Below are 20207 nucleotides of genomic sequence, written 5' to 3'. Positions count from 1 at the left end.
GTATTTGCCAACTAATTCCTCAAACCGAAAGCTGCACCAGCTTCTTGGATGGATTGATTCTCAGGAGCAAGCTCCGATTCAATGCCTTGAAATGCTTGAAAACTGGGACGTACTTCAAGATCTGAGAAGAGTCTTTGCGTTATTTGCTCTTTCCCAATCAACCGAGCAACTCTCTCCATTAAGGAAACAGGAATTGGCAGGAGAATTGCTCGCTTGCCCATCCCTAGGGCCAATTCTTCTACTAGAACCCTTGTCGAAACTGGAGAGGGATCCCCCATCAATACAGCCCTCTCTGGAGGTGATGCTTCGGAAATCGCCCTACCAACCCATACCCCGAGGTTCTGTAATGACAACATTGTTCGCCGATTATTCACGGCTCCAAATGGAAGAGGAAGTCCAAGCCTTACCAGCTGAGACAGCCTTTTTATGTTTCCTCTGACACCAGGCCCATAAACAACTGGAGCCCGAAGAATCACAATTTCCATTCCGGTTTCATTCCCAACGCTGGTAACCAGTTGTTCTGCCTCCCATTTGGAAACACCATATGGATCAACCGGCGCCGGAACATCAGTATCTGAGTAAGGCGCATGCGAATTGCCTTCCCCATTTGCCTTGATCGAACTCATAAATACGAATCGTTTTACACCTTGCTCAGCAGCAGCCCCTGCAAGTTTGCTAGTTCCTAAAGCGTTCACTTCACGAAACTCCGAAAGGGGATCTTCCGCCGACTCGTTCATCACATGAACCCTAGCTGCTAGGTGCACGACAACGTCTATATCGCTTAATAATCCCACCCAGTCAGACTGCGAGTCTATACTAGGAATAACTCGCACCTCTACCCCCTGTGGAAAAACAGTATCTGTTCTCACGGCGGCAATCACCTCATGAGTCGAGGCAAGCTTGTCGACCAAGTATCTGCCTATAAAACCATTTGCTCCGGTAATCAACACTCGCATTTAACTAAGTGCCTTTCTGCTTTTTAATATAACGGGTAGAGCTATATATGCTCCCCAGATGAAAACCAAAGCTGCAAGAATGGCAATTGTTTCTACATAGCCACTTGATGATAACGATATTAAACCAACAGCTGCTGCAACAGCTGAATAGAGAGCGGCAATCGCAGCCACAGTTAGATGAGAAAGCCTTTTATCAGTGAGCTGTTGGTAAATATGGGACCGGTGCGGTTCGAGAAGAGGTTGACGCGTCAAAGCCCGTCTGAAAAGAGTACTAACCGTATCAACCCAGTAAATGCTAACGGGAGCAAGCATCGCAATTGGATTGATTCCCATTCCAATGCCAGCTATCACGATTGCTGCCGTTAACCCACCTAACAAATAGCTTCCTACGTCACCGAGAAACATTCCCGGAGGGGTTAAATTCCAACCGAGGAAAGGCGCAAAAAGGGCCACTATCAATAAACCGCAAAATATTAACCAATGCTCTTCTTCAGCCCATCCGATAATCCCGTAAACAACTCCTACTACTACAGCGAACATGCCAGATATTCCATTAACGCCATCCATAAAATTAACGAAATTTACGTTAGCAGCGTAGAACAAAGCGATTAATGGAATCCATACCCATCCATTGCTAGCTTGACTTAAAATCGAAATTCCAAGGGCTAACCCAAATGCAAGTTGTAAAAAGGCTCTGATCTTAGTAGGGATGCCCCTTATATCTTCTATCAAACCAACCCAACAAATTAACAGGCTGAAACTAATCACTACGAATGCGGTATAGAGGTCCCTGCCTGAACTAAATATAAGCGGTATGGCAATACCCGCAGTTATCATACCCGTCATAGGAGCAAGCCCACCACCTCTCAAAGTGGGCTTGTTGTGAGACGACCGATGATTAGGCACGTCAAAAATCCCAGCTTTTTTAAGAAGCAACCTCCAACCCAACGGTGAAATTAATGACACGATTGTCGCAGTGAGCAGAACTGCGGACATCAGCTCGACATTCATCTTTAGAGAATCTTTTCCTGTTTTTCCGCTTTTCCGGCTCGCTCCATGAAACGATCCCTATCTAGTTTTTCTGGCGCAAGACTTTCAGCTTGAGCATGAGAAATCTTAGAGTGGAAGGGACGGTCCTCCGATTCACCATCACCAACAAGCTCCTCATGCATCTTTTCGCCTTCACGCAAACCAGTGAACACAATGTCGATGTCTTTGCCGGACATAGCAATCATTCGCTGAGCAATCTCAAGAATGCTCACCGGTTCGCCCATATCCAAAATCAGAACCTCGCCGGTGCGTCCAATGCCACCAGCCTGAAGCACCAGCTGGCATGCTTCCGGGATCGTCATGAAAAACCTGGTCACATCCGGATGCGTCACAGTTAATGGCTTATCTTCCATGATGAGCCTAGTGAAGGTGGGAAGCATAGATCCGCGGCTACCGATCACATTGCCAAAACGAACCGAAAGATACCTTTTGCCGGTGTGTTGCCCATACCAAGCAGTTAATTTTTCTGCCACGCGTTTGGAATGACCAAGCACGCTTGTTGGATTCGCTGCTTTATCTGTGGAGATGTTCACAAAGGTTTCCACGTCGACAGCATCAGCTGCCGCCAGCACATTTAAAGTTCCTAGAACATTCGTCTTCCATCCTTCATCTGGATACTGCTCCAGCATGGGAAGGTGCTTGAGGGCTGCTGCATGGAAAACAACCTCTGGTCGGCGCTCCTGGAATAGTTTCTTCAGCGCATCAGCCTCGCGGATATCGGCAAGCACCACTGCGTCAGTGTCCAGAAGACCGTTGCCCGCAACATTGATCAGAACCTGTTGGAGGCCTGTCTCATCACGGTCAAGCATGATCAGCTCCGCAGGACCATACTTAGAGATCTCGGTACACAGCTGAGAACCAATAGATCCACCGGCGCCAGTAACTAAAACACGCTTGCCGGTCACATAACCAGCAATCTCAGACACGTTTGTGTCTACAGGCTGTCGGCCCAGAAGATCCTCGATGGAAAGGTCTCGCAGATCGTCTCCTCGAACACCTTTGGATACCACTCGATCGATTGCAGGCATCACTTTGACCGCAAGCCCACTTTTATTAGCTACATCTTGGACCCGCCGGAGCAAGGTTGCATCTGCGTCGTTGATGGCTACGATTACCATTTCAGCACCGGTATCGGATGCAACTTTTTCAATGTCCTCGAAGGTCCCTAGTACCTGAACACCACGAATCTTCTGCCATGCTAGGTCCGGATTATCATCAATAACCCCTACCGGACGGAAGGGAGACCTCGGATCAGACATCATCCACTGGATGAGGTTTGTTCCGATGTACCCGCCGCCGAGAATAAGCGCTGGCGTGGAATCAGCAGCAGGCCTCCGCAGCCTCTCCACTCTCATGCGGGCTGCGTAACGGATACCTAGAATCATCACCAGTGCTAGAGGCGTAGCAATCAGCATGACACCGCGCGATACCCCCCACGTATCTCCAAACACCAGGGAGACAATCCAGAGGATAATACCCACGCCGCCTACAGAAATGGAGACATTCAAGGTGTCTTCAAAACTGCCGAACGGGTGGCGTAATCCCTTACGGTAGAGGTGAAGGAAAATACCAAATAATAACTGCAGTAATACTGCGGCCACTGCGAACCCCACAAAGGCATTCCAGTGCACGTTAGTCATATTGAATTCATAGCGGAAGAGCTTCGCCAGAAAAACCGCCATTATCCAAGCAAATGCATCAAGGATAAAAAGGGTCTTTCCAACCGGCACGCCTGGCGTGGTTTTAGTGACGCCCCCATTGTTTTTTACAGCCATGTTTGTCCCCCATTCATCGAAATATATTGATTCTCGCCAGCCCACAAGATGAGGCTGCTATTTGATTCTGCTAATGCCACTTCCCCGGCGGTCACTGTTCCGGGATCTATCTCAACACAGGATATTTCTTCTACACCAGTATCTGTCCCCAGCTTCACAAGCTTCAATCCGGAACAGATTTCATCCCCATTCGCAACACCCAGTAGGTTCTGCTTTGAATAAGCTAACGCCGCAATGCCGTTTACAGACACTGGATCAGACCAGGTTGTGCCACCATCAATGGTGATAAGGACGGAACCATCAGAGCACAAGACTCCTACGTCGCGATCTGTCACCGGAGAAATCCCCAGCGCCTCACATGCAATTGTTTTGGCTCCACCCGGTGCACCTAAGAAGGAGGGCGTCTCGGGATCTAAAAACCAGGTTCCCACTGCAGAAAGGGGCCCATTCCAGGTGCTTCCATTATCTGGGGTGGAGTAAATCTGTGGTGTGCACGCCTCATTTAACGCCACTATAAAGGTGGCTCCACCGTTTCCAGGCAAGATACGCAGGATCTGGGTTGCGTTGGTTTCTTCAAATGCCGTTGATGGAATCCAGGTTTGCCCAGCATCCGTGGAAAATTCAATGTTCCCCGGGTCGGTGCATTCTCCTACTTCTGCGCGCACACCTAAGGATCCATCCAGGGCCATGAGACGAGACTGCGCAACCAACTCGATTTGTTCTACGGTGCTTTGGTTTTCCTGAGCTTCCTGAGTCTCTTCACCCACAGATGTACTGGGAACTTCTTCTTGTTCCACGGAGTCGGTTGGCTGCGTGACGGTAGAGGATTCGGATGTATCGCTGTTCCTCGTCGCAAAGCCCTGGGGGTTTGGATCATTTAAGTTCTGAAAAGCGAGGTAGGACAGAGCAACAGCACCAAGTGCAAGAACCACGATAATGGCTATGTTTGCCCCCAGGGACAATCCCTGTCTCTGTGCTTTTCGCTGTCTTTTCGCCATTACCCAATCTCCATTGCACGCCTGAGGTATGAGGCCACTACCTCCACCACAGGGATCAACTGCTGTGCAGAAGCGTCATACACGGCTTCAAACTTTCCATAAGGATCAATAACATCATCATCATCCGGGTTGTCCAGTGGGCTTAAGTCACTTCGGCCCAACCGCGCGGCCTCAACAGCTGCTCGAAGCTTCCCAACGGGTGTGCCATCGGAGGCTATGACCTCAGCCCGGAGATCCTCATCCCTGGTTACATCAATCAGCCTTTTGAACTCCCGGATGGTAAAGACCTTACGTGTAGCACGCGGGCTGAGTTCTACAATTTGTCTGCGGTGCCCCCGATCCATGGCCAGAATCAGATCAGCTGCATCAAGGTGTGCCTCCGTCAATTGCTTTCCACGATGCAGTTCAGAGTCAAGAATCTCAAGGCCACGTGCGATTCTTAAGGAGTGCTCAGGCATAGGATCATCGACCATCGCCTGGGTTCCGGCTGAATCAAACTCAATTTGATCAACCCCCTGAAACCTGGACTTCAGCAACTGCTCAGCCAGCGGTGACCTACAGATATTGCCGGTACAGACGGTAAGAATCCGAAAGCTATCACTCATGGGAGCTTCCCAGGGAGGCTTCGATCTTTTTTGGATTACCATAACCGTAATTGCCGTAGCCATAACCGGCAGCAGCCTTGGCCGGCAGCATGGTTACAACAACACCGAGCATATTGGAACCCGCATGATCAAGAGTCTGAATCGCAGCTTCCAGTTCAGGCCTCTTGGTTGCTCCTGAGGCAACAGCCACCAGAACTCCAGCTTTACCATGTCCGATCACGGCAGCATCAGTGACAGCAAGGATCGGAGGCGCGTCAATGATCACATAGTCAAAGCCTTCATCCACTTCATCAATAATCTGAGTCATGGCACTAGAACCCAGGAGTTCACTGGGGTTCGGGGGGATACGGCCTGCGGGAAGAACATAGAGTTGGGTCCTGCCCCATCGCTGGAGAACATCATTCAGCTCCGCTTTGCCAATGAGCACGTCGGTGAGGCCGGCACCTCCCTCCATATTCAGGTACTTGCTTATCTTCGGTAGGCGGAGGTCCGCTTCTATCAGAGCCACGCGGGAACCTGATTCAGCCAGCGCAAGAGCAAGATTGATAGAGGTGGTGGACTTTCCCTCACCCGGGTTGGGGGAGGTGATCACAAATATGGAAGAGCTTTCATCAACGTTGAGGAACTGCAGGTTGGTGCGGAATGCTCGATACGCCTCTGCATTTGGGCTATGCGGTTTGGTCTGCATCACCAGAGGGTTCTTCTTTACCTCTGGATCCTCCAGGACACCGCCAAGCAACGGCTTGTCAGTGATAGCTTCAACATCCTTTAGTGAATGAATGCGCGTATCCAGAACCGTACGCAGAACTGCGATACCCACACCAATAGCCAAGCCCACTAACAGTCCGAGGACAATATTCATGGGAATGTTAGGACTCACAGGAGAAGAGGGTGGGAGCGCATTTTGCGTGGTGGTGAGGTTGATGAGACTATTTTCAGCATCCGCGTCTGGCTCGAGTTGGGTTTGAACCACATTCTTGAAGCTTTCACCCACCGCGTTGGCAATCTCAGCGGCCTGCTCCGGCGAGGGACTGCTAGCAGTGATGTTGATTAGCGCCGTATCGGTTGGCGACGCAACCGTGAGATGGGAGGCGAGTTGATTCGCCGACATCTCGAGACCGAGCTCATCAATTACCGGTTCTAGCACCAGACCAGTTTTGGCTACATCAACATAAGAGTTGACGATCTGCCGGGAGAAGTTTGCACCCTGGACCAAATCACCGGTGGTTCCAGCCGCAGATCGGACCGAAACATAGATTTGCGTCCGCGATTGATATTCGGGGGTTGCAAGGAGGGAAAATCCGGCTCCCGCAGCAACTCCGAGAATGGATGTTATGACAATCAACACCCAGTTCTTCATCAAGATTGTCGCGTACTCGCGTAATTCCATGTTTGCGGAGCCTTCTTACTTGGGGATTTATTAGTTAGGACGGTAGCAATACCTAACCATTCACGCTATCTCCAGGGAAAATCCAGCTATACTTCACATTTGCCTAAGCCATCAAACTGTGAATCACCACCACCGGAGTCCTCGGAGACTCGAATTAATAAATGTAGCCTGTCAGCACCGTCAAGGCAGGACATTTACAAGAAGCACCTCCCCCGTTCTCCCCCTCTATGGGGAGAGAGGACTGCTCAACCATCAAGAAATGCCATTTCAGACGGGAAATGAGCACACTTAGCCCAAGCTCCCACGCAAAACTGCTCCGAGGAATTTAAATACACCATTCCAGATTTCCCAGGCCTCTGTTAACGTCCATTGTCCCATTCCCGATGTAACCAAAAGATGCTCTCCTCACCGGAAGCTCAACTGGCCTTTAGAGGTCTCGTAAATGAGCCCTGTGCTCACTTTTGGTTTATATTATGGATCAGTGGGTTTAATCGCCCGGACGTCCCGATCGGGTTGCTCTTAAGCTTTTGGGAGCAATCCACCACAATTTCACGAGGGAAAGACTTATGAAGCTTCTTCGCCGCATTGCCGCGCCTGTCGCCGCGCTGGGCATTGCCCTGTCCACTGTGGTGGCTCCCACCGCCGTCTCCGCAGCCGAGCTGACCCCAGCAGCAGTCGCTGGTGACACCCCGCAATCCACCATCACCGTCGGGGCGAAGTACCCAGAGCAGCCGGCTCCGCGTTGGCGCGCACGCGTCAATGCCTCCGGCGAGCGTGTGAAGGAGATGTGGGCCTACTCGCCATCCATGGATCGCGATGTCCCCCTCGTGGTTATCACCGCCGATGAGTCCGCCGGCCCACGCCCCGTGATCTACCTGCTCAACGGTGGTGACGGTGGCGAGGGCAATGCCAACTGGATCATGCAGACCGACGTGATCGACTTCTACCTGGAGAAGAACGTCAACGTGGTCATCCCTATGGAGGGCAAGTTCTCCTACTACACCGACTGGGTGCAGGAGAACGCAGCACTCGGCGGTAAGCAGATGTGGGAGACCTTCCTGGTCAAGGAACTCCCCGGCCCGCTCGAGGAGGAGCTCAACGCTGACGGTCAGCGTGCCATTGCCGGCATGTCCATGTCCGCCACCACCTCTCTGCTATTCCCCCAGCACTACCCCGGTTTCTACGACGCAGCAGCATCCTTCTCCGGTTGTGCCTCCACCTCCCAGCCACTGCCCTGGGAGTACATCCGTCTGACCCTGGACCGCGGCAACGCCACCCCCGAGCAGATGTGGGGCCCACGCGGTGGAGAAGTCAACATCTACAACGATGCCCTGATCAACTCCGACAAGCTGCGCGGCACTGACCTCTACATCTCCAACGCCTCCGGCCTGGCCGGTCACTGGGAGTCAGCCAACAGCCCACGCTTCAACGGCCTGGACCAGGCATACCTGTCCCTGGCCATGACCGAGACCATCGTCACCGGTGGCCTCATCGAGGCAGCCACTAACAAGTGCACCCATGATCTCAAGGCCAAGCTCGACCACGCCGGCATCCCAGCCGACTGGAACCTGCGCCCTACCGGAACCCACTCCTGGGGCTGGTGGCAGGATGACCTCCGCGGCTCCTGGGACACCTTTGCCCGCTCCTTCGGACTGGAGAACGAGAACGCCTAAAGGCTTTTCTCTCTAATCCTCAACAGCACCCCGCCTGTCATCAGGTGGGGTGCTGTTTTTGGCTTTCAACCCTGCCCGCAGAAACTCAACGCCCCAACACCGCGTGATCGATACGCGATAGTACCTCATTGACCTCATAGGACGTTGCAGTGATATCGGTGATGCCGAAACCAGCCAGCCGGGCGGTGTGTTTCTCCACATAGGCCTGCGTGCTCGCCTCATCGGCAAAGAGATAGACACCGCCAGCAACCTCACGCTGCGGGTCTTCCGTCCAAACCTTCCAGATCAGGCCGGCCTCACCGGCGATGTCGTGGGCCAGGTCGGCGTAGGCGGTCTCGGCGTCTGCGCCGAAGGGGCCGGTGGAGGGGAATTCGAAAACCAGGAGTGTAGTCATGGTCCCCAGGATACGCAGCTACCCTTGTCCCATGACCGACAATTACTCCTTCCTCGAACCCATCGATTCCCCCGAGGCCCTCAAATGGGCTGAAAAGTGGTCAGAGGTGACCGTCGACAAGCTCCCCGAGGCGCCACGCACCGCACTACGGGACCGCCTCCTGGAGGCGCTGAACACCGACGACCGGATCCCGTATGTGAGCAGGCGCGGGGAGACACTGTACAACTTCTGGCGCGACGCCGCCCATCCGCGGGGGTTGTGGCGCACGACCACGCTGGAGTCCTACCTCACCGGCGAGCCGACCTGGAAGGTGCTCATTGATGTTGATGCCCTGGCCGAGGCCGAGGATGAGAACTGGGTGTGGAAGGGTGCGCATGTCCGCGCCCCGGAATATGACCGCGCGCTGGTGAAGCTGTCGCGTGGGGGTGCCGATGCCACTGTCATCCGGGAATTCGACCTCGCCACCGCCACGTTCGTGGACACCGATCCCTTCATCGTCGAAGAGGCCAAGACCGATGTGTCCTGGCTGGACCGGGATACGCTGCTGATCGGCACGGACACCGGCGAGGGCTCGCTGACCACCTCCGGCTACCCGGCGCGCGTGCGCACCTGGAAGCGCGGGACGGAGCTTGTCGACGCCCCACTGTTCTTCACCGGCGAGCGCGAGGATGTCGCCGTCGGCGCATGGGTGGATCCGACCCCCGGCTGGGAGCGCACCTTCGTCTCCCGCGCGGTGGATTTCTACAACTCCCGCGAGTTCGTGGAGGTCGACGGCGAGCTCACCTTCATCGACGTCCCCGATGACTGTGATGTGGTGGTGCGCAGGCAGTGGATCTTCATCAATCCCCGCACCGAGTTCGCCGGCATCCCCGCCGGTGGGCTGGGCGTGATGGAATTCGAGGCCTTCCTCGCCGGCCAGCGTGAGTTCCAGCCCGTGTTCACCCCCACCGCCTCGACCTCCCTGCAGGGCCTATCCACCACGGAAAACCACCTGCTGCTGACGCTGCTGGATGATGTGTCCACCTCGATCGTGGTGGTGGATATCCATGATCCAACCGGCCCACAGCGCACCCTGGCCGTACCGGAGCACACCACCGCGCACATCGTGGCCACTGCTGCACTGGATGGGGATGAGATCTGGGTGCAGGCCGCCACCTTCACCCAGCCGGGCACACTGCTGCGCGGGGATCTCTCCGACTCCCTCGAGCTGACCGAGGTGCGCCGCTCGCCCCTGCAGTGGAACAACGCCGGCCTGGACACGCGCCAGCACTGGGCCACCTCCGCCGATGGCACGAAGATCCCGTATTTCATCTCCGGGCGTTTCGGCGAGGAGCCCAAGCCAACGCTGGTGCATGCCTATGGAGGTTTCGAGGTCTCACTCACCCCGGGCCACTCCCCCACCCGCGGTATCGCCTGGTTGGAGAAGGGCTACCTGTTCGTGGAGGCCAACCTGCGCGGCGGCGGCGAGTTCGGGCCGCAGTGGCATTCCCAGGCGGTGAAGAAGAACCGCCGCAAGGTGTGGGAGGACCACCAGGCGGTGCTCGAGGACATTGTGGCGCGCGGGTATGCCACCCCGGAGCTCATCGCCATCCGCGGTGGGTCCAACGGCGGGCTGCTCACCAGTGGTGCGCTCACCCAGTACCCCGAGGCCTTCGGCGCCGCGGTGGTGCAGGTGCCACTGACCGACATGCTGCGCTATCACACCTGGTCAGCGGGTGCGTCCTGGATGGCGGAGTACGGAAACCCGGAGGATCCGGAGGAACGGGCGGTCATTGAAACGTATTCACCGTTGCATAATGTGGAAAGCGCAAACAAGCGCCCCTACCCACCGGCGCTGGTGACCACCTCGACGCGGGACGACCGCGTGCACCCCGCGCACGCCCGCCTGTTTGCGCAGGCGCTTCTCGACGCCGGACAGCCCGTGGATTATTACGAGAACACCGAAGGCGGTCACGCCGGAGCCGCCGATAATGAGCAGGTGGCACATATGGAATCCCTGATCTACACGTGGATCGAGAAGTCCCTTGGGCTGATTTCCACTGATGAGGGGTAATATCTCCTAGCGATGACTATGCGACGGATGCGATCCACCCCAGTTCCCGGTACCCGTGATTCCTACACCGGTATTGATTTCAACCTCGGTTTCCATATCCGGAACTACGAGCTCGACCTCACCTACCGCGTGGCGCCGAATCTGCTGATGGGTACCGCGACCCTGCACATGGATAACTACCATCCGCTCAAGTCGCTGACCCTGGATTTGAGCAACAACCTCCGGGTGGAGAAGGTCACCGCCCAGGGCACCGCCGGCACCCAGGTGCAGGTGGCGCGCTTCCGGCATAGCAACAAGAAGCTGCACATCACCTTCCGCGAGGAGATCCCGGTGGACCAGGAGTTCTCCCTGACCATCCGCTACCGCGGCAACCCACGCCCCACCCGCACGCCCTGGGGTGGGATCGGCTGGGAGGAGCTGGACAACGGCGCGCTGGTGGCCTCGCAGCCGTGTGGCGCGCCGAGCTGGCTGCCCAGCGATGACACGCCCGATGAGAAGGCGCGTTTCGACATCAAGATCACCGCCGACAATGGCTACATGGTGATCTCCAACGGCGACCTGGTCGGCCGCATCACGCGCGGCAGCGCCACCACCTGGCACTACCGCACCCGCGAACCCATGGCCACCTACCTGGCCACCATCCAGGTGGGTTCGTATGAGGAGGTCTCGCTGGGGTCGTCTAAATCCGGCGTGCCCGTGCTGGCGTATATCCCCACCGGCGATGCGAAGCTGCGTGAACGGGTACTGCAGGACTTCCGCGCGCAGGCGCAGATGGTGGACGTGTACGAGGAGCTGTTCGGCCCCTACCCCTTCGCCAACTACCGCGTGGTGATCGTCGAGGATGACCTGGAGATCCCCATCGAGGCCCAGGGCCTGTCCACCTTCGGCTCCAACTTCGCCACCGGCGACGGCGAATGGGAACGACTCATCGCCCACGAACTCTCCCACCAGTGGTTCGGCAACTCGCTCGGCCTGGCGCAGTGGAATGACATCTGGCTCAACGAGGGCTTCGCCTGCTACGCGGAGTGGTTGTGGTTTGAGAAGTCCGCCGGGGTGCCCGCCGCGGAGAGCGCCCGCCGACACTACGCCAAGATCGCTGAGCTGGACCAGGACATCGTGTTGGCCGACCCCGGGCCTAAGGACATGTTCGACGACCGCGTGTACAAGCGCGGTGCGCTCACCGTCCACGCCTTCCGCGTGCTGCTTGGCGACGACCACTTCTTCCCCGCCATTCGCGCCTACGTAGCCGAGGGCAAGCACGGACTGGTCGAACCGCGGGATCTGTGGCGGCACCTTGCTGCTGCGTGTGCGTCCGCGGGTGTGGCGGAGTCCGAGCTGGCTGCGGTGTGGAATGCGTGGTTGAAGAACCCGGCGCTGCCGGCATTTCCTGAGGTTGTTACCGGTCAGGCATGAGATACCTGACCCTGGCCACCATCATCGCCGGCATCTCCGGTTTTGTGGTCATCATCATCGCCGCCTGGGCGCTCGGCTCCTCCGGCACACTGACCGAGGAGTTCACCGCCTACTGGGGGCTGTTCTTCGCGGGCACCGGTGTGCTGACGGGGCTGACCCAGGAGACGACGAGGGCGGTGTCGGCGGCGCGGGGTGCTGGTTCTGGTTCTGGTGTTGCTGTCCGGCCGATTGTGTTTTCGCTGGGGGCCGCCGCGGTGACCGCGGTGGTGCTCGGGCTGACCGCTCCCTTATGGATCGGACGGCTGCTGAGCGAGCACCAGGGCATCGGCGTCGGCATGCTTGCCGTGGGCTTAGGCAGCTACGCGGTGCAGGCGACCGTGGCCGGTATCCTGTCCGGGTGCCAGCTGTGGAAGCAGTACGCCGCACTGATCTCCCTGGACACCGGCGTACGCATGATTCTGGCCGTGGTGGCGTGGCTGCTGGGATTCCAGCTGCTGGCGTTCCTGTTCATCACCGTGGTGGGTGCGGTGTCGTGGATGGTGATCGTGGGGCTGTCACGCTCGGCGCGTTCGGCGTTAGGGGCCGTGACGGATGTGTCGGGGCGGGTGTTTCTGCGCCAGGCACTCACCGCGATGGCGGCATCCGGCTCGACGGCCGTGCTGATCACAGGCTTTCCGACGCTCGTGAAACTCACCAACCCGGATACTACCGGGCAAGCTGTGACGGCTGCGGCCGTGATCTATGCAGTGACGCTGACGCGCGCTCCACTGTTGGTGCCGCTGCAGCAGTTCCAGTCGGCGATCATTGTGCGGTTTGTGCGCTTTGTTCAGGAGGGTCGCTCGCCGTGGGCAGCGCTTGCGGGACCGCTGGCGATCGTGTGGGCTGTGGGTCTGGTCGGCTCCGGGCTGGCGCGGCTGATCGGGCCGTGGCTGTTTGAGTTGATCCTGCGCCAGGAGATCTTCGCCGTGCCGGGCAGTCTGCTGGCGGCGCTGACGCTGGGCGCGACCACGACCGCGACCCTGATGGTGACCGGCTGCGCGACGATCGCCTACGATCGGCACGGCCTGTACCTGGCCGGCTGGGTCGTGGCGACGGTCGTTGCCGTGGGCATTCTCATGGGGCCGTGGGAGCTGGCGACGGCCGCTGCGCTGGCGTTGATTGTTGGCCCGCTGGTGGGCCTGGTTGTGCACTTGGTGGCGCTGTTCGGGAAGAACGCGCCGGTGGTGGGGGTGGGGGGTTTGAGCGCCCCAGAATCGTTAATTTGAGCGTCGGTTGAGGCTCTTCATCGGATCTGATTAACGTCGATCTGAATGGAGACCTCGCGTTTGTGGGTCTCTACGGGCATCCCATGGGATGTTCGAGGAAGATACAGCACTGGAGGAAATCAGGGATTTAGCCAAACCCAGGCTCCTGCCCACGCTGCTCAGCTTGTTCTTGAAGGGAGCGAGAAGAGTGGGAACGTGTTCTTTCCGTCCGCCGTCTTTAACCTCGATATGAAGAACGAGGTTGATTCGTGTTGTCTGGGAGCATGCCCTGGCAAATTCAACCGCGTGGCTCTCGGCTTCCCGGCGTTCAAGAGCATACAACAGCGCCATTGTTCCGGCCGCTTTCTGCCCCACAATCTGAGTCAGGTCTTTCGGAATCGATGCATCAAGGTAGGTGTAGTCCTTGACTTCAATCAGCCACAAGGTCTCGCCATCAAAAGCAACGATGTCACATCCTTTGAGATGCAGCTCGCTTGCTGGTCTCTTGAATTGCTCCCACTCGTCGAATATCGAAACACGCCAGTGTTTCGGGAATTCAAAAATGGTACCGTCCACGTTCAGGATATTTTTCGGTTGAGACATTAGATCTACCACCCCAGGTACCGATTGGCCTGCTCAACCTCAGCCTCCAAAGCAGCGACGTAATCCAAATCGTCGAGATCGTCGCTCGTCTGGGCCACCACTTGCGCTGCAGCCATCGGTTGTTCGCTATCCTGCTGCCGGTTCAAGCCGATGAACCGTGGGCTGATCTTCTCACTGCTCATCTGAATCTCACGAAGTAGGAACATACTGTGGGTCGCCACCACAATCTGTGTTCCATGGTTGGCAAGATGCACCAGGGCGTGCGCTATGGCTCGCTGGGATGCAGGATTCAAATTGGCCTCCGGTTCGTCCCAGAATAGGTAGCCCCCCTCAAGGAGGACGCCATTGGAGATGAGGCGCACAAGCATCGCCAGTTTTCGGTGCCCCTCGGCAAGAAGCGGGGCTTCGATAGTGCCGACTCCTGGTTGTTTCAAGTAGAACTCCCCCCCTTCCTCAACCACGGTTCCCCCTTGGAGGAGATTGGAGAAAGGCTCAAGCATCGCATTCGCCTGATTTCCACGTGGCCCGAGAAGCGCGGGACGCAGTAAGAGCTCCGTGGTGTCCTTCCAGGTTTCTTCAAATCCGGTGTCGTAGGTGCTGTACAAACCCAGGAAACTACTGGCGAGGGTCAGAAGCTCGTGGGTGGGAAGCAGAACCGGCTCATCCGTCAGAGGACGGTCTGGCATTTTTCCGATCGTCACTTCACGGGAAGATGGGGATGAGAAGGAAAACTCAAGAGGATCAGCAATACCCGCATACTTGAGGGATACTTCTGCCTTTGCTCTTCCTTGGGTACGACGGGTAAGACGGCCCAAACGTTGGGGACGAAAGACACCAATAAGTTTCGACGCTATACCCCCGCTTAGATCACGCTTAGTGAGGGTCTCCGAATCCTTTACGGCCTTTGTGCAGGAATACATCAACTTGAGAAGTTGGGATTTCCCTGTTGCATTATCACCGACAATTACATTGAGGCCATCAGTCAACTCAACGTCTATGTCTTTGAACGGGCCAAAAGACTTCGCTCGGATCCGCGAGATTGGATAGGTAGGCATGGTGTCATCCTACGGATAGTGAGAAAACGAAACAGGGTATACCACCCGCTAACCGAAGGGATCCTTCCACTCCGCTGAGCACGGCACTCACTGCGTCATCACCGCGGGTGTGCTCGCAGAGCGCCTAAGTGACCAGGCGATAATGGCGGTCAGCAGGACAACTGCAGAGGCTGCGGCAGCCGTGATCACAAGTGCCTGGGATTCATAGGCACCGGTGGTGCGCGCCACCGCAATCCAGGCCAGGCCCCAGGAGGTGGCGAGGGCCGGGGCGATGCGGCCGCCGTCGATAATGGCTGCGACAACGCCGATCAGTCCGGCCAGGACGATTCCGCCAACGCCGACCGGGATGGTGGTAAAAGCGTCGAGTCCCTCGGCGGAGAAATAAGCGAAGAGGTTGGCGAAAGTAGCCACCAACACCCAACCGAAGTACAAGCCGAAAGTTGCCTCGGTGAAAATCAGGTCAGGCCAGCCCCCCGTGCGCGGCCCACCCAGGATGTACATGATGCGGATGAGGACCACGAGCAAGGCTGTGATCACCAGCACGGACGCCCAGACTTGGTCGAATTGCACGGTCCAGATCCAGACAGAGTTGAGCACGACAGAAACAATCGCCCAGGGGCGTAGGTGTTTCTGCCTGGGCGAACGCCGGGCTGCGGGGAATAGTTGCCAGATGGCATAACCTGCAAGACCTGCGTAGATCACACTCCAAATGCTGAAGGCGGTGCTGGCTGGTGCCAATGGTGTGGCATCTGCTGACAGTGCCCCGCCGGCAGCCTCTGCGATCGGAGTGCCACCGATCGCGCCACTGCCGAAGAATGCGGTGAAGATGGCGAAAGCGGTGACGATGACCGTAAGAATAGGCATCGCCCAGCCAACATCGGTGGTGTCAGCTGGGCGGGTGTGATCAGCGCGGTCATCCTGGGTGTCTGTGGAATTCGCTCCACCATGGCGGTTTTGATTCGCGGTCTGATGAGTCGTGCCAGCCGCGGTGGAACCTGAGTTTGGTGTGGTTTCGCTCGGTTGCATGTTCATTGTGGACCTCCTTGGCCCCACAATATGGACGGGGCCAGGTAAGGACAATGTATTTCATGCTAGAGGGTGGAATCGACATGGAATTGTGATTCATAGACTGACAACTCCCCCACGGCATACGGAGCATCCAGCTCTTATACTTCTACTCGCTAGGGTATGAATTTTCATTAAAGCTCTTCGTCATCCTCAGGGCGGGGTTGATTGGAAGGTGCCTCTGACAACCGGTTTATATGCAGGGGATCCTTTTCATTCTCGGGCTTCTTGAATACACACTGCCGAATGCCGTCAACATGTTCGCTCAGACTTTTGGCAATGGGTGCCCACATCGGGTCAAGAATGAAATCTATGCCCTCGCGACGCGCATGTTTAGCGGCGGGCACGAAATCGCTGTCACCTGTGATCATCACGATCTGGTTCACCGTTTGCCTCTCGGCTAGGGAAGCAATATCTAACCCAATCCGCATGTCCACACCCTTTTGAGTGATCTCAAGTTGGAAATCCCTCTCGGTTAATTCATCCAGGGTGAGAGTATTGTTGAGAAGCTTCTTTAATGGATCCGGCTTCAAGATGTAGCCCTGCTGGGTTTCGAGCTCCTCACCTCTACGCAATGCAACTTTTCGCTTATGGGTCAGCGCTTCGAAGAAAGCATTCGTCCATTCGAATTGCTCTGATTTGGCGAGGTTGACTTGTGTCCGTGTCAGGGGATGAAAAAGAACTTTTTCCGAGGGCGGACAATCGTAATAGAAAATTCGATAGAGACTGCTGCGAGACTGAGCGATGTGACGCCTGGCGTATTTGACCAGCTCGGTAGCCCTGTCCTCCGGCCCCTTTTTTCCGAACAGTGTGTTGGCCCGCCTACGATAAAAACCGCCATCAACCAGAATCGCGGTGACTACAGGGCGTAACTGCACTTGACGTTCTGATTCCGAACCACGCACCCGTTGCTGAGACGAGCGAGATCCATGAGAGTTCTTCTTTGCGCGCGATTTATCTACGCTTTTACCCGACATCATTTACCCCTAAATGATAGAACCCCTTGTCATCGGCAGCTCTCCTGATAGGTGGAGGGTCAACGGCAAGGGGTGATGAAATTATTCTACATAGTCTCCCACGAAAAGCAATTTGCGCAGACAATTTTGCCCTTCTTCATTTCACCCCAGAAATTCTGAGAATAGCTACAGCTTAAGACGGTAATACAGGAAGGTAGCGAACTGCATTTCCGTACCGAATGCAGACAAAAGTTTTTCAATAGCACCGTCTTCCTGCTGACGGTAACCATCGGCTATCAGCTTCTTTAATAGAGAAAAGGCCTATTTTCCGCTCCTTCTCTCTCGTCTCAGACCGGCTTCCCTACGAATTCGCCTCTAGAATGAGAGCGTGACAATCTATCGAGATCCCGTTTACATCGATAAAGCTATCCTCACCCCCATTGCTAATCGGTGGGGAATAGAAGTTGATACAGAAGTAGAAGTCACTGCCCGTGACTTCACCGATAAAAAGGGCGGACTTGAAGGCAGGGCATCAATCGCCGGAATCGGTTCCGCAGGGATAAACATCGGAGGCGGTGCTGAAGCCGAGATTTTCCAGAAGCGAACAATCAAGGCGCACCCAGGATCAGCCCTCAATGAACTAATCGACCGTCTTTACCAAGAGAATGAGCTTACTAATCTAGGGGATGGAGCAATACGGAAATCATCTTTGGTGGAGATCGAAGGTGATTGGGAGATCTCACCGGTAACTGAGATTGGTTCCACGGTGGGATCCCTCATCCAGCTGATGGTTAAGGATCCCAACATCATGCACGCCTCAGAAATGCCTCCTCAAGTGATCGCCAGTTTCATTTCCCCAGATTCGACTTCAAACCGGAAGATCGTTTTGTCAAAGCTGGAGGAACCGGGTGATGAGTACAAAATAATTGCCCTCTTAGATTCTGACCTACTTGTGAGAAATTACTCTGAAGATGACCTGGAAGATGATAAAACGATTCTCGGTCTGATTGAGACTTTTAAACCCGAGGGTGGAAGCTATTCTCTTGAACGATTCTTTTCGGGCGGAATGACTCGTGCAATGAGGCGACAAATGAAACCTGAGAAGTTATATGGGTCGCTGGGTGCCCTATACGGGGGCGATTTCTCTGAGGAAGATTTCAAAATTCCAGGTCCTCTCGTAGTGGTTAGGGTCGTAGCCGTTTATCCCTAAGCCTGGATACACCGATGTGATTTAGGGGTAGCGGCGTGGGAAAAAGAGAAACGCCCTTCTGAACTGGGATAATACGACTTGTCGAAGGTCTGTATTCCCCATCCAGGAGGGCATCTCTCAGGTGCAACTATCTCACACCCCCGCAGCCATATCCATTTCCTTTGATGACCCCACCCTCGTGTCGTCTGCAGGCCTGGTCCCGACCATGCGCCTGGCTGATGCCGCAGGGCTGTCAGCCCTGGCGCAGCACCGGATGACTGTGCCAGGCGACAAGGGCGCCAATGCCGGGGCGAAGATCACCTCCCTGATCGCCGGGATGGTCGCCGGTGCCGACTCGATTGACGACATGGATCTGCTGCGCCACGGCGGCATGAACCGACTGTTTAGCCGGATCTACGCACCCTCGACCCTGGGTTCCTTCCTCCGGGCCTTCACCTTCGGGCATGTCCGCCAACTCGACGCCGTCGCCTCCCGGTTCCTGATCAACCTGGCGGACCAGGCACCTACCCTGGTACCCGACCCGGCTACCACCAGCGGGTACGTCTTCGTCGATGTCGACGACACCATCATCGAAGTCCACGGACACCAGAAACAAGGCGCCGGCTTCGGCTACTCCGGTATCCGCGGACTCAACGCCCTGCTGGCGACTGTCACCACAAGGGAGTCCGCCCCGGTGATCGTGGCCCAACGCCTGCGCCGCGGGGCCTGTGGCTCCCCGCGTGGTGCCGGCCGGTTGATCGCCGATGCCATCACCACCACCCGACGCCTACCGGCCATGGCAGGGCAGAAGATCCTGATGCGCGCTGACTCCGCGTTCTACAGCCGTTCCAGCATCCACGCAGCACGCACCGCAGGTGCGGATGTGTCGGTCACCGCGCGGATGACGCGCAACATCCGCCAGGCGATCACCACGATCCCGGACACCTCCTGGGAAACAATTGAGTACACCGACGCACTCTTCGACGAGGACACCCAGGCCTGGATCTCCTCAGCAGAAGTCGCAGAAATCCCCTTCGTTGCTTTTGCATCGAAGCCGGAGGCAGATCAGGTCCCCGGACGTCTGGTGGTCCGCCGGATACCGGAGTTGAACAAGAAGGACGTGGATCAGCCCGGCCTGTTTGATCTGCACCGTTTCCACGCGGTGTTCACCACCGCCGACCCAGACATCCTCGATACCGTGGCCGCGGATAAAACCCACCGGCAGCACGCGATCATTGAGCAGGTCAACGCCGATCTGAAGAATAGCGCCCTGGCGCATATGCCATCAGGGAAATTCACCGCGAATGCGGCGTGGTTGGTATGCGCGGTCATGGCCTTCAACCTCACCCGCGCGGCCGGGGTCATTGCTGGTACCAGCCTGGCCAGGGCCACGACTGCGACGATCCGGCGTCGGATCGTCATCGTGGCGGCCCGGGTGGCGCGTCGGTCCCGGCGATTGGTGCTGCACCTGCCGGAGGGCTGGAAATGGGAAGCCCAGTGGCGGAAGCTGTTCACCCACGGTCACTCGCCTCCGGTGGCTGTCCCCGCCTGACCACCTGCGCCGAAGTCCTTCGGCCCGAGCTGACCTACCAATTCGTGGAACAACCAGACGACGACGTGATCTGGGGATCACTCCTGCCCGAAAATCTTGGTGGTTCCCTCAGCTGAGATCAACCGATCACCGAAGGACCATCGGCGGATCCAGGCTAAGAATCCTCGGGGTAAGTCGCAGAAGCCTCTCTCGTTATTCCTGTCTACTGGACGTGGTCAGTGGGCCGACTCGAGAAT

17 protein-coding genes are annotated in these 20207 nt (G+C 56.4%); 6 read left to right on the top strand and 11 right to left on the bottom strand.

The window, feature by feature from the left end:
• Positions 1–11 precede the first annotated feature (11 nt).
• The 6 genes from CE_RS14700 to CE_RS02030 are packed head-to-tail and all read right to left on the bottom strand — an operon-like array spanning position 12 to position 6774.
• Positions 12–956, bottom strand: coding sequence for a UDP-glucose 4-epimerase family protein (locus CE_RS14700; protein ID WP_006770156.1), 945 nt, complete (start codon positions 954–956; stop codon positions 12–14).
• The gene (locus CE_RS14695; RefSeq protein WP_006770157.1) at positions 957–1967 is read right to left on the bottom strand and encodes an MraY family glycosyltransferase; all 1011 of its coding nucleotides are present in this window, start codon (positions 1965–1967) and stop codon (positions 957–959) included.
• A gap of 2 nt (positions 1968–1969) precedes the next feature.
• Positions 1970–3781: a polysaccharide biosynthesis protein gene (locus tag CE_RS02040; protein ID WP_006770158.1), complete on the bottom strand. Its 1812-nt coding sequence runs from the start codon at positions 3779–3781 to the stop codon at positions 1970–1972.
• Positions 3772–4779 carry a hypothetical protein gene (locus CE_RS15160; protein WP_011074943.1) on the bottom strand — a complete coding sequence of 336 codons (1008 nt, stop codon included), beginning with the start codon at positions 4777–4779 and terminating at the stop codon, positions 3772–3774. Before CE_RS15160 ends, CE_RS02040 begins: the two co-directional genes overlap by 10 nt.
• On the bottom strand, positions 4779–5384 hold the full coding sequence (locus CE_RS02035; RefSeq protein WP_006770159.1) for a low molecular weight phosphatase family protein: 606 nt from the start codon (positions 5382–5384) through the stop codon (positions 4779–4781). Before CE_RS02035 ends, CE_RS15160 begins: the two co-directional genes overlap by 1 nt.
• Positions 5377–6774, bottom strand: a complete 1398-nt coding sequence (locus tag CE_RS02030) for a polysaccharide biosynthesis tyrosine autokinase (RefSeq protein WP_006770160.1) — start codon at positions 6772–6774, stop codon at positions 5377–5379. Before CE_RS02030 ends, CE_RS02035 begins: the two co-directional genes overlap by 8 nt.
• A 566-nt stretch (positions 6775–7340) precedes the next feature.
• On the opposite strand from CE_RS02030, the gene CE_RS02025 reads away from it, so the two are divergent.
• Positions 7341–8447: an alpha/beta hydrolase gene (locus CE_RS02025; RefSeq protein ID WP_006770161.1), complete on the top strand. Its 1107-nt coding sequence runs from the start codon at positions 7341–7343 to the stop codon at positions 8445–8447.
• Between the two features lie 85 nt (positions 8448–8532).
• Here the strand turns inward: CE_RS02025 and CE_RS02020 are convergent, their stop codons facing one another.
• A complete protein-coding gene (locus CE_RS02020) occupies positions 8533–8841 on the bottom strand; it encodes a monooxygenase (protein ID WP_006770162.1) in 309 nt (102 codons plus the stop codon).
• Between the two features lie 31 nt (positions 8842–8872).
• Here CE_RS02020 and CE_RS02015 point away from each other — a divergent pair, with 31 nt between their 5' ends.
• From CE_RS02015 to CE_RS02005, 3 genes are read left to right on the top strand one after another with little or no spacing between them, the layout of a single operon-like run.
• Positions 8873–10894: a prolyl oligopeptidase family serine peptidase gene (locus tag CE_RS02015; RefSeq protein ID WP_006770163.1), complete on the top strand. Its 2022-nt coding sequence runs from the start codon at positions 8873–8875 to the stop codon at positions 10892–10894.
• 12 nt (positions 10895–10906) lie between these two features.
• A complete protein-coding gene (locus CE_RS02010) occupies positions 10907–12307 on the top strand; it encodes a M1 family metallopeptidase (RefSeq protein ID WP_006770164.1) in 1401 nt (466 codons plus the stop codon).
• Positions 12304–13572: a hypothetical protein gene (locus CE_RS02005; RefSeq protein WP_006770165.1), complete on the top strand. Its 1269-nt coding sequence runs from the start codon at positions 12304–12306 to the stop codon at positions 13570–13572. Before CE_RS02010 ends, CE_RS02005 begins: the two co-directional genes overlap by 4 nt.
• A gap of 30 nt (positions 13573–13602) precedes the next feature.
• Here the strand turns inward: CE_RS02005 and CE_RS02000 are convergent, their stop codons facing one another.
• The 4 genes from CE_RS02000 to CE_RS01985 all read right to left on the bottom strand — a co-directional run bounded on the left by CE_RS02000 (position 13603) and on the right by CE_RS01985 (position 17254).
• Complete coding sequence (locus CE_RS02000) at positions 13603–14154, bottom strand: hypothetical protein (RefSeq protein WP_006770166.1); 552 nt, start codon at positions 14152–14154, stop codon at positions 13603–13605.
• Between the two features lie 5 nt (positions 14155–14159).
• Entirely contained in the window at positions 14160–15209 is a 1050-nt protein-coding gene (locus CE_RS01995; RefSeq protein WP_011074938.1) for an AAA family ATPase, read from the bottom strand.
• 87 nt (positions 15210–15296) lie between these two features.
• Entirely contained in the window at positions 15297–16073 is a 777-nt protein-coding gene (locus tag CE_RS01990) for a tryptophan-rich sensory protein (protein WP_006770168.1), read from the bottom strand.
• Between the two features lie 335 nt (positions 16074–16408).
• On the bottom strand, positions 16409–17254 hold the full coding sequence (locus CE_RS01985) for an NYN domain-containing protein (RefSeq protein WP_011074936.1): 846 nt from the start codon (positions 17252–17254) through the stop codon (positions 16409–16411).
• A 364-nt stretch (positions 17255–17618) separates the two neighbouring features.
• Between CE_RS01985 and CE_RS01980 the strand changes: the two genes are divergently transcribed.
• A complete protein-coding gene (locus CE_RS01980; RefSeq protein ID WP_006770170.1) occupies positions 17619–18440 on the top strand; it encodes a DUF6414 family protein in 822 nt (273 codons plus the stop codon).
• A 121-nt stretch (positions 18441–18561) separates the two neighbouring features.
• Positions 18562–19971 (top strand): IS1380-like element ISCef6 family transposase, encoded by a 1410-nt coding sequence (locus CE_RS01975; protein WP_011074819.1) that lies wholly within the window; start codon positions 18562–18564, stop codon positions 19969–19971.
• The last annotated feature ends 236 nt before the right edge of the window (positions 19972–20207 follow it).

The sequence above is a fragment of the Corynebacterium efficiens YS-314 genome, from assembly GCF_000011305.1.
In the GTDB taxonomy this organism is placed as follows: domain Bacteria; phylum Actinomycetota; class Actinomycetes; order Mycobacteriales; family Mycobacteriaceae; genus Corynebacterium; species Corynebacterium efficiens.
This window is presented reverse-complemented; position numbering and strand designations above follow the sequence as displayed.